This is a genomic window from Streptomyces sp. NPDC005195, from assembly GCF_040608315.1.
In the GTDB taxonomy this organism is placed as follows: domain Bacteria; phylum Actinomycetota; class Actinomycetes; order Streptomycetales; family Streptomycetaceae; genus Streptomyces; species Streptomyces kaempferi.
The window spans coordinates 1-15,169 of the sequence record NZ_JBEXHZ010000025.1 but is presented as its reverse complement, the minus strand read 5'-3'; the positions used below and the strand labels follow the sequence as shown (position 1 = coordinate 15,169).

The 15,169-nt window shown below is 68.6% G+C and carries 22 protein-coding genes; 20 read left to right on the top strand and 2 right to left on the bottom strand.

All coding sequences use genetic code 11. From position 1 onward, the window contains the following. Nucleotides 1–44 precede the first annotated feature (44 nt). The 19 genes from ABZV34_RS23825 (at nucleotide 45) to ABZV34_RS23735 (ending at nucleotide 11,983) form a co-directional block, all read left to right on the top strand. Nucleotides 45–269 carry a hypothetical protein gene (locus tag ABZV34_RS23825; RefSeq protein ID WP_356280073.1) on the top strand — a complete coding sequence of 75 codons (225 nt, stop codon included), beginning with the start codon at nucleotides 45–47 and terminating at the stop codon, nucleotides 267–269. A gap of 92 nt (nucleotides 270–361) precedes the next feature. Beyond that, a complete protein-coding gene (locus tag ABZV34_RS23820; protein WP_356280070.1) occupies nucleotides 362–817 on the top strand; it encodes a transcriptional regulator in 456 nt (151 codons plus the stop codon). Beyond that, on the top strand, nucleotides 814–1,503 hold the full coding sequence (locus ABZV34_RS23815) for a hypothetical protein (protein ID WP_356280067.1): 690 nt from the start codon (nucleotides 814–816) through the stop codon (nucleotides 1,501–1,503). Before ABZV34_RS23820 ends, ABZV34_RS23815 begins: the two co-directional genes overlap by 4 nt. 197 nt (nucleotides 1,504–1,700) lie before the next feature. Beyond that, nucleotides 1,701–2,660 (top strand): ATP-binding protein, encoded by a 960-nt coding sequence (locus ABZV34_RS23810; RefSeq protein WP_356280064.1) that lies wholly within the window; start codon nucleotides 1,701–1,703, stop codon nucleotides 2,658–2,660. A 316-nt stretch (nucleotides 2,661–2,976) separates the two neighbouring features. Further along, nucleotides 2,977–3,279 (top strand): hypothetical protein, encoded by a 303-nt coding sequence (locus ABZV34_RS23805; protein WP_356280062.1) that lies wholly within the window; start codon nucleotides 2,977–2,979, stop codon nucleotides 3,277–3,279. Nucleotides 3,280–3,373: 94 nt separating this feature from the next. Beyond that, nucleotides 3,374–4,051, top strand: coding sequence for a GGDEF domain-containing protein (locus tag ABZV34_RS23800; RefSeq protein WP_356280059.1), 678 nt, complete (start codon nucleotides 3,374–3,376; stop codon nucleotides 4,049–4,051). Beyond that, complete coding sequence (locus ABZV34_RS23795; RefSeq protein ID WP_356280057.1) at nucleotides 4,048–4,491, top strand: hypothetical protein; 444 nt, start codon at nucleotides 4,048–4,050, stop codon at nucleotides 4,489–4,491. Before ABZV34_RS23800 ends, ABZV34_RS23795 begins: the two co-directional genes overlap by 4 nt. Before the next feature lie 112 nt (nucleotides 4,492–4,603). Beyond that, on the top strand, nucleotides 4,604–4,810 hold the full coding sequence (locus ABZV34_RS23790) for a hypothetical protein (protein WP_356280056.1): 207 nt from the start codon (nucleotides 4,604–4,606) through the stop codon (nucleotides 4,808–4,810). Then, nucleotides 4,807–5,283 (top strand): hypothetical protein, encoded by a 477-nt coding sequence (locus ABZV34_RS23785; protein WP_356280053.1) that lies wholly within the window; start codon nucleotides 4,807–4,809, stop codon nucleotides 5,281–5,283. Before ABZV34_RS23790 ends, ABZV34_RS23785 begins: the two co-directional genes overlap by 4 nt. Then, nucleotides 5,283–5,468, top strand: a complete 186-nt coding sequence (locus ABZV34_RS23780; RefSeq protein WP_356280050.1) for a hypothetical protein — start codon at nucleotides 5,283–5,285, stop codon at nucleotides 5,466–5,468. The genes ABZV34_RS23785 and ABZV34_RS23780 overlap by 1 nt, the downstream gene beginning before the upstream one ends. A gap of 125 nt (nucleotides 5,469–5,593) precedes the next feature. Continuing rightward, nucleotides 5,594–5,938, top strand: a complete 345-nt coding sequence (locus tag ABZV34_RS23775; RefSeq protein ID WP_356280047.1) for a hypothetical protein — start codon at nucleotides 5,594–5,596, stop codon at nucleotides 5,936–5,938. Then, complete coding sequence (locus ABZV34_RS23770) at nucleotides 5,935–6,684, top strand: hypothetical protein (protein WP_356280044.1); 750 nt, start codon at nucleotides 5,935–5,937, stop codon at nucleotides 6,682–6,684. The genes ABZV34_RS23775 and ABZV34_RS23770 overlap by 4 nt, the downstream gene beginning before the upstream one ends. A 190-nt stretch (nucleotides 6,685–6,874) precedes the next feature. Beyond that, nucleotides 6,875–7,114 carry a hypothetical protein gene (locus ABZV34_RS23765; RefSeq protein WP_356280041.1) on the top strand — a complete coding sequence of 80 codons (240 nt, stop codon included), beginning with the start codon at nucleotides 6,875–6,877 and terminating at the stop codon, nucleotides 7,112–7,114. A gap of 86 nt (nucleotides 7,115–7,200) precedes the next feature. Then, nucleotides 7,201–7,593, top strand: coding sequence for a hypothetical protein (locus ABZV34_RS23760; protein WP_356280038.1), 393 nt, complete (start codon nucleotides 7,201–7,203; stop codon nucleotides 7,591–7,593). Nucleotides 7,594–7,664: 71 nt separating this feature from the next. Continuing rightward, nucleotides 7,665–8,564 carry a hypothetical protein gene (locus tag ABZV34_RS23755; protein ID WP_356280035.1) on the top strand — a complete coding sequence of 300 codons (900 nt, stop codon included), beginning with the start codon at nucleotides 7,665–7,667 and terminating at the stop codon, nucleotides 8,562–8,564. After that, nucleotides 8,561–9,088, top strand: a complete 528-nt coding sequence (locus ABZV34_RS23750; RefSeq protein ID WP_356280033.1) for a hypothetical protein — start codon at nucleotides 8,561–8,563, stop codon at nucleotides 9,086–9,088. Before ABZV34_RS23755 ends, ABZV34_RS23750 begins: the two co-directional genes overlap by 4 nt. Nucleotides 9,089–9,317: 229 nt before the next feature. Then, nucleotides 9,318–10,280, top strand: a complete 963-nt coding sequence (locus ABZV34_RS23745; protein WP_356280030.1) for a phage Gp37/Gp68 family protein — start codon at nucleotides 9,318–9,320, stop codon at nucleotides 10,278–10,280. A gap of 114 nt (nucleotides 10,281–10,394) precedes the next feature. After that, a complete protein-coding gene (locus tag ABZV34_RS23740) occupies nucleotides 10,395–11,324 on the top strand; it encodes a DUF1643 domain-containing protein (RefSeq protein WP_356280028.1) in 930 nt (309 codons plus the stop codon). Between the two features lie 329 nt (nucleotides 11,325–11,653). Beyond that, entirely contained in the window at nucleotides 11,654–11,983 is a 330-nt protein-coding gene (locus ABZV34_RS23735; RefSeq protein ID WP_356280025.1) for a hypothetical protein, read from the top strand. A 134-nt stretch (nucleotides 11,984–12,117) separates the two neighbouring features. On the opposite strand, the gene ABZV34_RS23730 is transcribed toward ABZV34_RS23735, so the two are convergent. Together ABZV34_RS23730 and ABZV34_RS23725 are read right to left on the bottom strand one after the other, a co-directional pair. Beyond that, nucleotides 12,118–13,029, bottom strand: a complete 912-nt coding sequence (locus ABZV34_RS23730) for an AAA family ATPase (RefSeq protein WP_356280022.1) — start codon at nucleotides 13,027–13,029, stop codon at nucleotides 12,118–12,120. Nucleotides 13,030–13,331: 302 nt separating this feature from the next. Then, nucleotides 13,332–14,504: a hypothetical protein gene (locus ABZV34_RS23725; protein ID WP_356280019.1), complete on the bottom strand. Its 1,173-nt coding sequence runs from the start codon at nucleotides 14,502–14,504 to the stop codon at nucleotides 13,332–13,334. A 498-nt stretch (nucleotides 14,505–15,002) separates the two neighbouring features. Here ABZV34_RS23725 and ABZV34_RS23720 point away from each other — a divergent pair. Then, nucleotides 15,003–15,169: DUF2637 domain-containing protein (locus tag ABZV34_RS23720; protein WP_356280283.1), on the top strand; the 167-nt coding region annotated here is incomplete at its 3' end.

Below are 15,169 nucleotides of genomic sequence, written 5' to 3'. Positions count from 1 at the left end.
ACGGCAACGACCAACCCGACCACCACACCAGAAAGGCCCCAGACATGACCGCACCCGCAAGCGCCTGGCGGGCCGCCGCTCCCCCTCCCGAGCTGCGATTACGCGAGGACGAATTACAGCAACTCCGTCGGCGCATGCGCAGGGTCGCTGACTTCGTGCACGACGACCAGCACGATCTCGACGCCCGCCAGGAGCTCGCGAAGATGCTGGGGATCCCGGCACCAGCAGCGCGGGTCAGCACCGCACGAGTCAAGCCGCACGCTCTGTGACACGCACCAGCCGCGGGCGTAGCCGACCCGCTCACACCCAGGCTGGCCACCCCCACCTCCGCCCTGCCTACAAGATCAGGAGAACGACCACAATGCCCCAACGCAGCCTTCGCGGTGCCCAGTTCGCAGCGGTGTACGCCCTGCTCCGCGCAGCATCGGATCTGGGCGACCACTGGATCCAGTCCGACCATCAGGCCACCACAAAGGGCCAGCACGACGAGACAGAGGGACAGTCCAGCAGGGTCGGCCGCATCGCCTGCACCATGCACGTCGTCACCTACACCGCCACGCAGGCGGCCGCTCTGTACGCGGGATCCCGAGCACTGGGCCTGGGACTTCGCCCTCGCCGCGTCGCTGCGGCGCTCGCCCTCTCGGCCGGCACCCACTGGTGGGCCGACCGACGCATCCACCTCAAAGCTCTCGCCAACGCCACCGGCAACGGGAACTTCTACCAGATGGGCGGACCCCTCGGCGGAAGCTACGCCCTTGACCAGGCCTTCCACCACGCTGTCGAGACGGTCGCAGCTGTCATCGCCGCGTCGAAATGAATGCCGCCCACGACCCGCCCTCGCATCCGACCCAAGGCGCCAACGAGGGCGCCGGGGTCTGGCACACCAATCAGTATGCGGGCGGTGCCCCTTACCCGACCCGTCACCATACCCACGTCGATTGCGGCGACCACGGCAGCCGGTACCTCGCACTACCGACTGAATCCATGCAGAAGATCCGCGCCATCCACGAGGCCGCACACGCCGTCATCGCGCTCACCGGCGGCGCTCACCTTCACCACACGCAGATCGAACCGCCGGGCAACCCCGGCGGCACAGGAGGAATCACCGGCGTCTGCGGGCTCACAGACCCCCAGAGCCTCGCCGCCTTCTGTGCAGCCGGCGAACGCGCCGACGACCGGTGGCTGCGCGACAACGGCCTGTGGACCGCTCGGCGCGCCGTCTGCGTAGAGATCGGGGCCCACGGCGACCGCCTGAACCTACTCGCCCTGAACCCCCACGTTGGATTCGGCGACACGGACATTCACTACCAGTCCATCCATGACCTCGCCGATCAGGTCATCGACCAACACTGGGACAGGATCACAACTCTGGCCGATCAACTGGTCGACCGCCTCCACCTGGACGGCAGCGACGTCGCTTCCCTCACAGGGATCGACGGACCGGCGTGCACGTGCGGGCGCAGCACCCCGCGCAGGCCGGCTTGGCGCCCATGGCGGCGCTGAAGTGCGGCATCCCCTCGGCCAACGAATGGGCCGCTCTCCCGGTAGCAGCGCGCTGCACCTACCGACTTGGTCTTCCAACCACACCGAGCCAACGCGACGGGCATTCCGCCTGCTCTCCCACCGAAACTGACGCCCCGCCTCACCAGCCTCGCGAGACAGCACGTCACCACCGCTGCCTTGACGCAAGGAGAGTCCGCATGAAGAAACCGATCTACCCGCACCTGCCAACCAACAGTTTGGTGGTCCTGATCGGCCCCGCAGGGGCCGGGAAGAGCGCCATCGCCATCACGTGGCCCGACTCGCAGGTCCTGTCCCTGGATGCCTTACGCGAGGCTGTCAGCGACGACCCCGGTGACCAGGCAGCGACCGCCGACGCGGTCGACGCCCTGCACCTGCTCCTGGAGCGGCGGATGGCCCGCCACCTCAACACGGTCATCGACGCGACGAACGTCTCCCGCGAAGCCAGGGCACCGCTGGTCGCCGCCGCCAAGCGTCACAACATGCCCGCCCTCGCGATCCTGGTCCCCACCCCGGTATCCGTGTGCGTGGACCGGCAAGGCCCGCGGCCGGACAACTGCACCGTTCCCGACGACGTGGTCCGCGCGCAGCACAAGGCCATGGTCCACGCGCACGCCGGACTCGCGGCCGAAGGCTTCACCCACGTCGTCTACGCCGACACCCTCGACAGACTGCTGCCCCACCTGCAGCGGCTGAGCGAGAACAGGGCCGCACGCCTCGGACTGGACGGCGGGAAGGGCCTCGGTGACCTGCTCCTCGTCGAGCGGATGTTCGGACCGCAGATCGTGCCGCTGTGGCGGTGGCGGCCCGCTTCGGACGTCGCCGGCGGCGACCGTGTAGCGGAGATCCGCCTCGGCAGGCACCATCTCACCCTCGCCCTGCGCACCGACGTCGACGGCGAGGGAGATTTGGGCTTCGACGTCCTCCTGCCCTGCCCCCACGACGCCGAATGCACCGGCTCCGCATGGGCGCCTGTCTACAGCGTCACCTGCCTGGCGCGGGCGCTGACAGGGGACCTCAACGGCAGCGAGGACATCATCTGCACCGTCCACGGCCCGAACACCGGTGACGGCCAGGACGACGACCCTGCCGGCCGGTCGGATCTGCAGGCGCCGTTCGCGGGCGCGGCCCGGGGATGAGCCGGGCCGCCGACGGACCGCACCCGCACCCGCTCACCCCGGCCGAACTCCCCAACGGCGACGACTGGTTCCACGGATGCCCGGACTGCCACCTGCCCATCCAAGGCGGCGGCGCAGGCCTTTCCGCGCACCAGCGCACCGTCCACACAACCACCGGGGACCCCCGGCGAAAGATCACGATCCACCTGGATCCCTGACCTGCACCCCACCCCAGCATGACGGACATTCCGTGCCGCCCCGGCCCTCCCCCGCACCACGGAGGCCGGGGCGGTCGCGGTGGTCCCTCACACCACGATTACGAAAGGAGATGGACGTCATGCCCCTGCCCGTCTTCCAGGTCGACGTCCCGATACACCGCACCGACCAGCCCGCCGCGAGCGGCGTGCACGTCTTCACCGGGCGCGCCGACAGCCGCAGCGCCGCCGTAAGAAACGCCCACGAGGTCTACGACGCGGCACGCACCGCCCAGGACGCCGGCCGGGAGATTCCCCACGAGAGCGCGGACGGCTGGTGCGCCTGCGGCTACCGGCCCGGCTGGCAACTCGACTGGTCCGCCGCGAGGGCCAGCCGCTGGGTCAACCCCAACCGCTGGACCAAGGCCCGCACCTTCGAGCTGTAGCTCCGCCCCGGGACGGACAGCGAGGCGTCCAAACCAACCGCCCGTCCCGGGCCCAACCCAATCCCGTACGAGACGAGAGAGGGAGATCCTCAGTATGGACTCCGTCCTGCGCGCGCACGGCTCGATCGGCCCGCGCACCCTCCTGATCACCACCGCCGCCGTTCCCCTGACCGGCTGGACCGTGCACGCTCTGGTGCTGCACCACAGACTTGCCGCGACCCGGCGGGAACCGCTGACCGGGCTGCTGCGCCGCGACGCCTACACCGCCCGCGCCCGCCGACTCCTGGCCCGCCACCACGGCGACACGACCGTAGTCATGGTCGACGCCGACCGGTTCAAAGCGATCAACGACACCTACGGACACGCGGCCGGAGACACCGTCCTCACCGCGCTTGCCGACCGGCTCACCGCCTGGGCCGGCCCCCGTGCAGCCGTCGGGCGGCTCGGCGGCGACGAATTCGCCGCGGTCCTGGAACTGCCCGCCCACCATCGGGCCCCGCGGCTGCAGCAGCTGGTCCGGATGCTGCACACCCCGGTCACCCTGGGCGACGGCCGCACCGTCGATGTCGCCGCGTCCGTCGGCGCCGCTGCACCGGACACGACCGGTGTACACGACCTCAGCGGACTGCAGCGCGCCGCCGACGCCGCCCTGTACGACGGGAAGCACACCGGCCGTGCGGTTATCGCCACGGTCCAGCACGTCACGGTCCCGTCCATCAACGGCCGCCGGGCAGGACGACCGGGCACATCCGCCTGGGGGCGCGCCGCATGACCGCCCCCGACCTCACACCCGGGGACTGGATCCGCGGCATCACGATCCGACAGCCCTGGGCGACGTGCATCCTCGCCGGAAAGACCATCGAGAACCGGGTCTCGGACTGGCCGTGGCGCGGCTGGATCCTCCTTCACGCCGGGAAGACAAAGCCCGACCCCGCCGTACTGCGCGACCCACTGGTCGCGACCGCGATCCGCGGACGTGAACTCCAGCTCGGGGCAGTCATTGGCGTTGCCCGGCTCATCGACTGCCACCTGGACCGAGGGCCCGAGCGGTGCACCAACCCCTGGGCACAACGCGACGCGCACCACCTGGTCCTCGCCGATATCCACGAACTGGCTCTGCCCGTGCCTGCCAGAGGCGCCTTGCCGGCCTGGAAGCCGACAGGCGACCTCGTGGGCCAGGTTCTCCAGCAACTGCCTGGCCTGAACCCATGAGTCGCATGGCAGGTAGGAAGCCCGTTTTGAAGCAGGCCTGATCCCGCCTCCCGGATGCCTTCTGGACTGGCGCGACGACGACCACGCCTGAACCCCTCCAACTGGAGGCCCCATGACCACCAATCGCGACGTCGACCACGCCCTCGCCTACCCCGAGCCCCCCGCCTCGTCGCTGTGGCACCGCCACGGCGGCATGCAGGCCCGGCCCCTCACCGACGCACAGAAGAAACGCAACCGCGAACTCCTGCTGCTCGCGCAGCACGGCCCTCGACCCCGCACCCCTCGCCGCACCAAATCCCTGACGGAGACCAATCGATGAAGACCACACGCAGCCTGTTCGACGGATGGATCGAAGCGGTCCCCGTCCGCGGCCCGCACGGCACCGTCACCTTCGACCTGGTGGTCCGGCCCCCGGACATCGACAGCCTCCCCGACGACGCCCCCGACACGATCATCTCCTGCACCAGCGACAACCCCCAGATCAACCACGAACTCCTCAACGCCATAGACCTCGGAACTCTGGTACGCGCCAAGGGCACCCTGATCCAGTCCCAGACCCTTGGCGAGAACGCCTGCCTCACTATCGACACCCTGGAGATCCTGAACGAAGTCGAACGGAAACCGAGTGCGGGCCGCTACGACGGATACTGCGCCGTCTTCGGCTTCGACGCCGACACCGACGCCGTCTCCGTCTTCACCACGCTCGGACGATGGGTGGGAATCGCTGACAACGTGGACACCGTCGCCGACTTGATCGACATCGATCAGCGTGTGAACGGCGGTGACGCGTGATGGACGCCACCGCCAAGCACGGCACGGTCCTCGAGCGGTTCCCCGCCGGAGGCCCCCGCGGCTCGTGGCCGGCCGAGGAATTCGCGGCCGCCCAGCGGACCCAGGGACAGAACGCCAGGGTCGTAATGGACCTGCCGAGCGACCAGTTCTGGGTGCTCACCGACAACTCGGAGGCCCGGACGTGAAAGCCACAGGCCTGAGCACCCGCAAGACGTCCCCGCCCCGCTCAACCCATCCGGGCCGCCCGCACAGCGAGTCGCCGCGACGGTACGCGAACGCCGAGCATCCGGACGCCGAAAGGAGCCACCTCATGGCCACTCCCGACACACAGGACAGCACGCTCACCGCCGCGCAGGCCGTGGCGCTTGTCCTGCTGCGTGACGGCTCTACCGAACGCAGCATCACGAAGCGCACCGGCACCTCCGGCGACGACCTCTACCAGCTGGCTGCGGCCCACGGCATCACCGCCCCGCACGCCACCGTGGAAGGCCACCGCTGCCATGAAGCGGCCGGCAGCGAGCCCTGCGACGGATGCAGCCTCGCCGCCGCACGCGCCCAAGCCCGCACACTCGCCCGCCAACGCAGGTCCGTCAGCTCCCTGCCCCACGCAAGCCGCCGCCAGACCACCCGACGCAAGAGGACAGCAACCCGATGATCGAGCGCATACCGATCGCCCTCACCGGCTACCAAGACACCGCCGCCACCCCCGGAGCCGACGTCGACACCGCCGCCTGGCGGATCATCTCCTCCCCCGCCGACTGCGAGGCGGCAGACGAGGCCATCATCCCCTGCACCACCAGCCACCCGGACGTCGCACGCAAGCTGCTCACCGAATGCCAGCCCAGCGACCTGCTGCGTGTCACCGGCCACCTCACCCTCCCAGGCACCGCTGACGGCGGTATCCGGCTGGACGTCGACACCGTCGAGATCCTGTGGGAGGCGCCGCTGCAAGAACAGCCCCCCAACCGCCCGACCGACGACCACACAGACCGGGACAGGGCGATTCAGGCCCTGGCCGAAGCCCTCACCGGCCTCCCCTGCACGACGACCGCGGGGGAGCAGCCGGACGTCCGCATCAACATCGGACCCATCGGCCTGCACGGCCTGGACGTCACCAACTGCCACAACATCGACATCACCACAACCCACACACACCAGCTGACCAACGCGGTGGCCGCCATGCACGCCACGCTCAACAGCTCTCCCCCGCACACCGGAACCAGCCTGGGCCCTCTGTCCCCCGCAGACATCCCCGGCTTCTTCGACGACCTGGACCTCACCGAACTCACCGGCGGCATCGACGCGAACCGGCCTGAGAAGAAGGGTGCCACCGCGCCCCGCGCATCGCACGACCTGCTCGGCAATTCCCCCGTCGCCGGCGCCGACGACAGCGACCGGTAGACCGCCGGACTTCCACAACGGCACCACCGGCCCTCGCCGGCCGGCCGCCTCCACCGCGAGGCGGCCATCGACGCAGCTCCGGCCGCCCCACAGCACCACCGTGTCCAGCCACCCACACACCCCCGAGCACCGCGGCACCTCCCCTGGCAGGAGCCACGGTGCTCTCGCGTCTGCGAAGGAGACCCCCCCCATGGCCCGCATCATCGTTGGCATCGAGCCCCGGCACGCCGACAACAGCCCCTGCGACCACGCCGTCAAACCCTCCGGCAAGCCCCGCGACCCGGATTCTGGGTGCCCGGGAAGGACGGCGTTCGCCGTCGTGTGCAGCGAACACGGCGACGTCAACAGCCCCCACCGCGTGAAGGCCGTAGCCGAGCCCGCGGCCCGCGCCCACCGCGACGAGCACCGCACGGCGCTCGCCACCCGCTGACCTGAACTGCGTGCCCGGTCCAGCCACGCCCGGCAGGACCGGGCACGCCCACAACCCCGCCCGCCAGCTCGTCCCACGAGGACCTCATGACCGTTACCCACCCACGCCCCTACGCCGCCGCCTCCAACGCGGCCGCCACCCTCCTCGCCGCGCACCCCGAACTCTCCGTCACGTCGGTGGACGTCGCCCACGTGCACAGTCTCGGACCGGCCGCCCTGATCCAGGTCGAGAACACGTCCGCACTTCGGTCCTGGGCACAGGCCCTGAACACGACTGCCCACACCACGGGCGCAAGCAGCTACGGCACCACCGAACCCCGCCAGGAGACCGGCCTGCCGCAATGGCTGTGGTGGCGAATGACGTTCATCGACACGACCGTCGACCAGATACGCATCCGGCTCTGGACACTCGACGCCACCGACGAGCCACGCACCCTGGCCGCCTTCCTTGCCTCCACCGTGCACACCCCTACCCCGTAGCCACCGCCACCCCGGGAGCGCCGCACCCTCCACCAAGCAGCCGCGACGCTCCCCCTTCTCAAGGAGTGACCATGCCCATCAATCCGCCAGCACCCGAGCGGACTCAGCACGTGCTGGCGCAATTGGAGCAGTACGCATCCCTCCAGATTGGGCAACTAGCCGCCGCCCGACGCCTGCTACGGCAGCACCCCAGCCTGCCGCTGGACAGCTTCGGGATCTCCAGCAGCATCACCCCCGAGCCGGGACGCCCCCAGCACAGCCTGATCCTGCGCCTCGGCGCGCACGACACAGCCGGCATCACCGCATGGGCGCGCGCGCTGGACACCGAGCCCCTCATCGACGGTGCCCGACACCGGCTCAACACCGCCCTGGACGACATCGGGATCTGGGCGTCGGCCACGGTACCCGAGACCGAATACGACATGGACCAGGCGGCGTTCACCCCCACCGCCGACGACGTCACCGACACCATCGGGGGCCTACTCGTCACCGACTCCGGTGACGACGGAGACCTGCTCATCATCGGGCACCCGCCCGTACGCGACGTCCTGGCCGCCACCAGCGCCTACTACCGCGAGACCTGCGGGCTGCGGCTACGCGCCTTCGACGGCCACGTCCTCGCCGACAACATCCACCGCGACTGGGGCGAGTTCGTCGCCTACCTCACCCGCGCGGAATGGCGGTTCAACAGCGTCACGGAAGACGCACCCAGCGCCGTCCCCGTCACCTGGATGTACGCCCGCGACAGCCACTCCCAGGACATCGGCGCCCCCGCGCCCTGCCCGGCCTGCAGGCGCCCCGGCCGCGGACTCGACTACCACCCCCAGACCGGGCAGCGCATACACCTCTGCCCCTCCCCCCTCTGCGGACACCAGTGGCCCGTCGACACCTTCGGCGCCTCGCCGAACCTCACGCGCAAGAACGACGCCGTGCCGCCCCTGGCCGACACCACCAACGGAGCGAACACATGACCGCCGCCCTGTCCGACACGGCGACCAGCACGAGCACCGACCTCGCCACACACCCCAGCGAGATCCTGTGGACGCCAGCAGGCAAGGACGCCGCCCGCCACGGATTCGTCATCCACAACGGGCTGTACACCAGCGGCCTCAGCTCACCGCCCGACGACGACCTGTACCCACAGGTGTTCATCACCCTCGGACACCACCGGTGGTCCGACGCCATCGAGGGCGCCAGCGCCTACATGAACCTCGTCCACGAGTGGCGCACCCTCCACATCTACCCCGGTGACGACCCCGAAGAGACCATTCCCCGCATCCCGCGCGCCGTCCTGGCCTGGGGGGTGTTCCTGCGTCACCTCCACGACGACGAACGATGCGCCTGCGAGCAGGAGGGAAGCTGGCGGATGGTCTGGGCGCCTCCCACCGAACCGGGCGCAGTCCCGGTCACCGCGATACGTCACCCCGCTGCAACGGCGGCCGCCGCGGGCATACCGGACCCCGACCAGGCTGAGCACGAGACCTGGGCGGCCTGACCCCATCAGCCGCCCCCCGCAGGGAGCCGGCAGCCGGTAGGTCCGCGCTCAACTGCGGGGACCAGCCGACGGGTTCGGCCCGGGACGGCCGCTGACCACAGAGTCCAGCCGCCCGGATGCTCCCGCCCTCCCCCGACAAGGCAGCCGCGGCACACCACCGCGGCGACAACGCGGGCCCGGCCGGACGTCCTGCCGCTCCAGGCACCCCCCGTTACAGAGGAGCCCACCCATGGGTGACACCCGAATCGAATGGACCGACAAGACCTTCAACGCCTGGTGGGGCTGCACCCCCGTCTCACCAGGCTGCGACCACTGCTACGCAGACACCCTCGCCCGACGATGGGGGCACCAGGTCTTCCAGCACCGCGGCCCCCGCCGCATGCTCTCCGACGACTACTGGCGCCAGCCCCTCACCTGGAACCGCGAAGCCCAACGCACCGAAGTCCCGATCCGCGTCTTCACGATGTCCATGGGCGACCTCTTCGAAGACCACCCCCACGTGACCGAAGCACGCGAACGGCTCTGGCCTCTCATCGACCAGACTCCATGGCTGCGCTGGCAACTCCTCACCAAACGCCCCCGCAACGTCACCAGCATGGTCCCCTGGGGGAACGCCTGGCCGGAGCACGTATGGCTGGGCACCTCCGCGGAAAATCAGCACTGGGCGAACATCCGCATCCCGGCCCTCCTGCAGATCCCCGCGGCCGTACGGTTCTTGTCCTGCGAACCCCTCCTCGGCCCAATCGCCCTCCAACAGGCCGTCATCCCCATGGGCAGCCAACGAGGCCACGGCCTCACCGCCTCCTACGTCCACACCGGAGACTGCTGCACCAGCCGCCTCCACGGCATCGACTGGGTCATCGCCGGCGGCGAGTCCGGCCCCAACGCCCGCCCCATGCACCCCCGCTGGGCCACCGACCTCCGCGACCAATGCCGCAATGCGGACGTCGCCTTCTTCTTCAAGCAGTGGGGAGCGTACGCACCCGAGACACACCACCACGACCGCGGCCGCACCACCGTGATCGACCTCAAGGGACACACCTGGGACGACGCCGACCCCGCCACACCACCCGACGCCATCCGCATGCGCCGCGTCGGAAAAGGGAAAGCCGGCCGCTGCCTCTCCGGCCGGCTCCACGAGGCGACCCCGCCCCTCTCCCCCACACGCACGCCCAACGCACCCGACAGCTGACCTGCCATCTCAACGCCCCCTGACTGCCGCACACAACACCGGCAGATTCCGCCAGCAGTCCCCCACACCCCGAACTCCTCACGAACAGAACCCGCCGCCACGAAACGGACCACCATGACGCAACCGACGACCCCACCACACCCCGACGTCCGGCGCTCCGCCGCCCTCTCTCCCTGCGGCCAGTACCGCTACCTACTCATACGGGAATGGGCTGACACCGGGAAGATCGCCGTCTTCGTCCTCCTGAACCCTTCCACCGCCGATGCCGGCCGAGACGACAACACGACCAGGCGATGCATCACCTACGCACGGACATGGGGCTGCGCAGGCCTCCTCATCGCCAACGTCTACGCGTGGCGCTCAACCAAGCCCTCCGGCCTCGCGGACGCGGAAGACCCCGTCGGACCCGACAACGACCGCTACCTCCAGACCGCGGCCGCCGTCGCCCACGACACCGGAGGCCCCCTCATCGTCGGCTGGGGAACACACGCCCAGCCCGACCGTGTCGCCCACATCCGAGCCCTACCCGGCATGCACCGCCTCCGCGCCCTCGCCGTCACACAAGGAGGCCACCCCCGCCACCCCCTCCGCCTCGCGGGCAACCTCACCCCCCGCCCCTGGGGAGACGACCTGGCCGGCGGACCACGGGCCTTCGACCAGCACGGAACCTGCGCCGTCGTCGTCGCACGTCCCGGGCTCGGGGACATCCGGCTGGGTCCCTACGGATCGGTCACCCGAGCCGGCTCAGTCGCCAGCAGCCTGCGACAACAGAGGACCAGCACCCAGCACGTTCCCGGCACGACCATCAGCGTGGAGCCGTACTTCCCGGAGCACGACCACCTCGACCCGTACCTCCCGACGGATCCGGACCTCATCGCCGCCCTGATGGACAGCGAGCCGGGCGGGGACGGTACCGGCCGCAACTTCCCTGGCCTGTGGGCCCGACTGCACGCACAGGAGGGGTACGAGAGCGCCGCCCGGATCTGGAAGGCAGCCGGCTCCGCGTACGACCTCCTGCACCACGACCCCGCGGAAGCGGAGTAAGGGCAGACGCGAAGCCCTCACACCGAAGCTGCGTCAGAACACCAGGCGAAGCCCGTCTTCCCGGACCCAGGTGTCCGGGAAGACGGGCTTTTTGCGTTTTATAGCCGTCGCGTACACGGCGGCCGAGCTCGTTAGCCTGGCCAGCCTGGGGAGCTCTTGGCAACCTCCTCGGACATCGCCCGGGCTGGCACTTCGATGTCGTCAACCGCAACGAACCCCTCTGGTCGGTTGGCGTACTTGGCGAAAGCCGCCTGAACGTCTCGGTCGAGGACCTCAATCGCTTGCGTTGCTACGACGCTGTGCGAGACGAAGGCGCCACCCTGGAGGGCATGGTCGCCCTCGAACTCTGGCTGGCATTCCGTGAAGAAGAGGCCCGACGGCCCAGCCCAGTGATCCTGAACATTGCCCGTAGTGACGGCTGGGGCATCTTCAAAGCCCACCAGTTTCGGCTCTACGTCAGTTGGTCTGATGGGTACTTCGCTGCCTCGCTGCCGGCACTCACAGAAGCAGGATTCGGGAGGACGCTCGCCGAGGCTGTCAATCATGCTGCCGAAATGCTCTGTCTCCTCTTCGGAGCGCCGGTGGACCTGGCCTCCGAGCTGACGATGGAGCTAGAGCTCGATGCTTCGGCCACCAGGCAGTTGCGATCTGCGGGGTAGCGCTTCAGACGTTATGCGTGCTTCGCGGAACTGCTTCGGCCAGTCACGGGGCATGCAGAGGGGAGGCGCTGAAGTCCGGATACCCGGGCTCCTTGCCTCCCCTGTCCTGCAAGCTGATTGCGGCGCAATCAGCCTCACCGTCGCTTGAAGCCAAGCGCCTGAGTCACGAGGTAGTAGTCGTCCGTTGCGGACAGCGCCGTGGCTTCGGTGAGCTTTGACGGATTCTCCGTCACAGGGTCGTAGAACCGCAGAACTCTCTGTGCCGCGTAGGCCTCAGGGATCCGCGGGCTTCGCCGCACCGTCGGCAGAACGAGCTCCTCGTAGGCATCCTTTGCCTGCTGCTGACTGTCGTCGTACACCGCGCCCTGGTTGCGAGTGGTGGGGCAGTCGACGATCAGGATGTTGGAGAGTTCAGCTCGGGCGCCCATTGCGGAGAACGTCTCCCGAATCCCGTCGATCTTCGCCTCCATACGAGTCAGCGCCCGGAGCTCCTTCCAACCCGGCTTGACGCACGCGACGACCTCGTCGGCCGCGACGATGGCGTTCACCACGATCAGGCCCAGGTTCCCGGGACAGTCGATCAGGATGAGGTCGTAGCTGTCGCGGATCCGCTCGATCTGAGTCCGCAGCCAGAACTCACGGCCGGTCTTCGGGGCGAGCAGCTGCTCTGCCTCTTCCAGCTCGCTCGATCCGAGAACGATGAACATGTTCGGGATCGGCTTCGTGTCGTCCTCCCCCATCGGACCTGCCAGTGCCGGAACGACAGCGTCTTCGAGCTTCGCGGCACCCGTGAGGACGTCGTACAGGTTCGCCTGGTTCGGCACGTCGTCGGGATTGTCATAGCCTGTGGCGGCCGACGCATCGCACTGCGCGTCGGCGTCGATCACGAGAGATCTGTACCCGAGATCTGCAGCGCTGGCAGCGACGTTCACGGCCGAGGTCGTCTTTCCCGCCCCGCCACTCTGGTTCGTGAGAGCAAGGACGCGTGCGAGCTGGCGGGTTGCCAGAGCGTCGTTGTGGGCGCTGCGGTTCTTGGATGAAGTCATGGATGGCCTCCACGGGTGATTGCGGCGCAATCAGTGCTGGCGTGATGATCGCGCGGGTTCTGGCACGTGGTCCGCAAGATGTGGGTTCGGTTCAGCTGATGCGGCCCTGAGGGCGGGCGCCGGGCCCACTCAAGTCGGTGGGGGTGATTGCGGCGCAATCACACATCTCTGAAGGCCAGCACTGAGCGATGGTGTTGGGTTCAGGAGGAAGTGCGATACCGCGCCGCACGTTACAGGGCACTCGTCCGGAAAAACCAGCCACCCCACCAGTTCAGACCGATGGGGTGACGAATCAGTCATGGTCAGGCAGACAGGTGCTCTTTCAGCGCCTCGATCTCCGCAGGGTTGAGCAGATCGATGATGCTGAGAGCCAGCTGCTCGACACTCTGCACCACGATGACGCCTCGCGGCTCCTCCCGAGTCACTACAGCGACACCAGGGGCAGCCGACTTTTGTGGTGCGCTCTGCGGCGATGCGGTCCCGCGGCTGCCGTCACCTTCAGGGGCAGGTACAGGCTGAGGGCTCTGCGCAGAGTCTCGAACTGGCTTCGCGTCAGAGTTGCTGCCCTGAGCGCTTGAATCACTCCCCCGCGGGACCGGCAGTGCGCTCTTGACGGATTCCTCCTGAGTGATTGCGCCGCAATCACCGTCGTCCTCGGCAGACGGCAGCGCCTGCTGATCGCCAGGAAGCTTGCTGACCGCAGCCACATCGCCGGCCGCAAGCTCGCCGCGCACAAAGGCCTCCTGGAGGTCCGGCCGCAGGCGAGCGTAGACCGTGGCAGCCTCACGAACCGGGAGAGCCAGCAACGCTTCTGCGTTTCCGGCGTCCCGCCCTTCGGTCTCAAGAAGCTGCTGCTCCTTCAGCCAATGGTTCACAACCGCCTGCTGCAGCGGGGGAACCAGGCGGAGCAGAGCAACCCGATGTGACACGTACGTCTGCGAGCAGCCGGCCCGCTTCGCGAGCTCTCGCTGCGACAGCTGCTTTCCGTTCTCGTCCTTCTCGTCGAGTGCGGCCTGGAACTCGAGCGCCTCCTCGATGGGATTGAGACCCATCCGCTGGAGGTTCTCCTGAATCGCGGCGATCCGGAGACTCGGCACGTCTCGACGTACCAGGATCGGCACCTCACTCAGCCCGGCCTTCAGGGCAGCGGCAAGCCGGCGGTGGCCATGGTGGACGACGAAGAGGACACCTTCGGCGACCTTCTCTTCGACGGCCTCTTTGTGCTGCGGATAGAACTCCACGTAGACGTCCGGCGGGATCACGGTCATCGCGGTGTTCATGCCGTCGGAGGTCAGCGAGGCCGCCAACTCCTCGATCTTGTGGAGCACCTTGCGCCCGTTCTCCGGGCTCGACATCAGCTGATCCGGTCGCACGGTGGGCAGCCCCTGCGGCACCAGCCGTGCCTGCTGACTGGCCGCCTTACGCGCTGCCCTCTCGGCAGCAAGGTCTCGATTGAGGCCGGGTTTCTGAGGCATGGGCGTCTCCGTAGGGTGCTGAAACGTGTGCGAGGCCGGAGCCTATCGGCCGCGGCGAAGTCTCCGCCGCACCCCTGCGTGATTGCGGCGCAATCACGCAGAGATGGAGCGCGGCTAATAGCGGCCTTTGACTCCATGTGTCCGATGGGCGCCTATCTGACCGCCGTTGACCCTACCGTCCACGTCACAGTGTCCAGTTGCCCAAACCCCACGGCACCCCACTTTCCGCTCCGCAACGTGCCGCGGCGGGTAACGGTGAGGTGAGATGACATCACGAGACGGGCTTGTGTGAGCCAGGCGTGGGGCGCCAGCCGGGAGGTCAGTCGGATCCGTCGTCGAGCTCCTGCCTCCACAGCAAGCAGAGGAGCACTCACCAGCCCACGATTACTTTTCGTTGACGATCCGCCAGGAAGCCGCACCGGAGCACCCCCACCTGCCTCACCCCGTGGCAGTGTGAGAACAGTCCAGAAGCGAAGCGTGGAAACAGGGGAGTGGAACGTGGCTGCGGGGAATGAACCGGCACCGCAGCTGACTCGAGCGCACCGGATTCTGATCGGTCTTGTCGTCGCTGGTGCGCTCGTCATCGCGGGAATCGGCTTCGCGGGTTCGTACGCGGCCGTACGCGAACTTGCCCTCAAGAAGGGCTTCGGGAACTTCGCGTACGT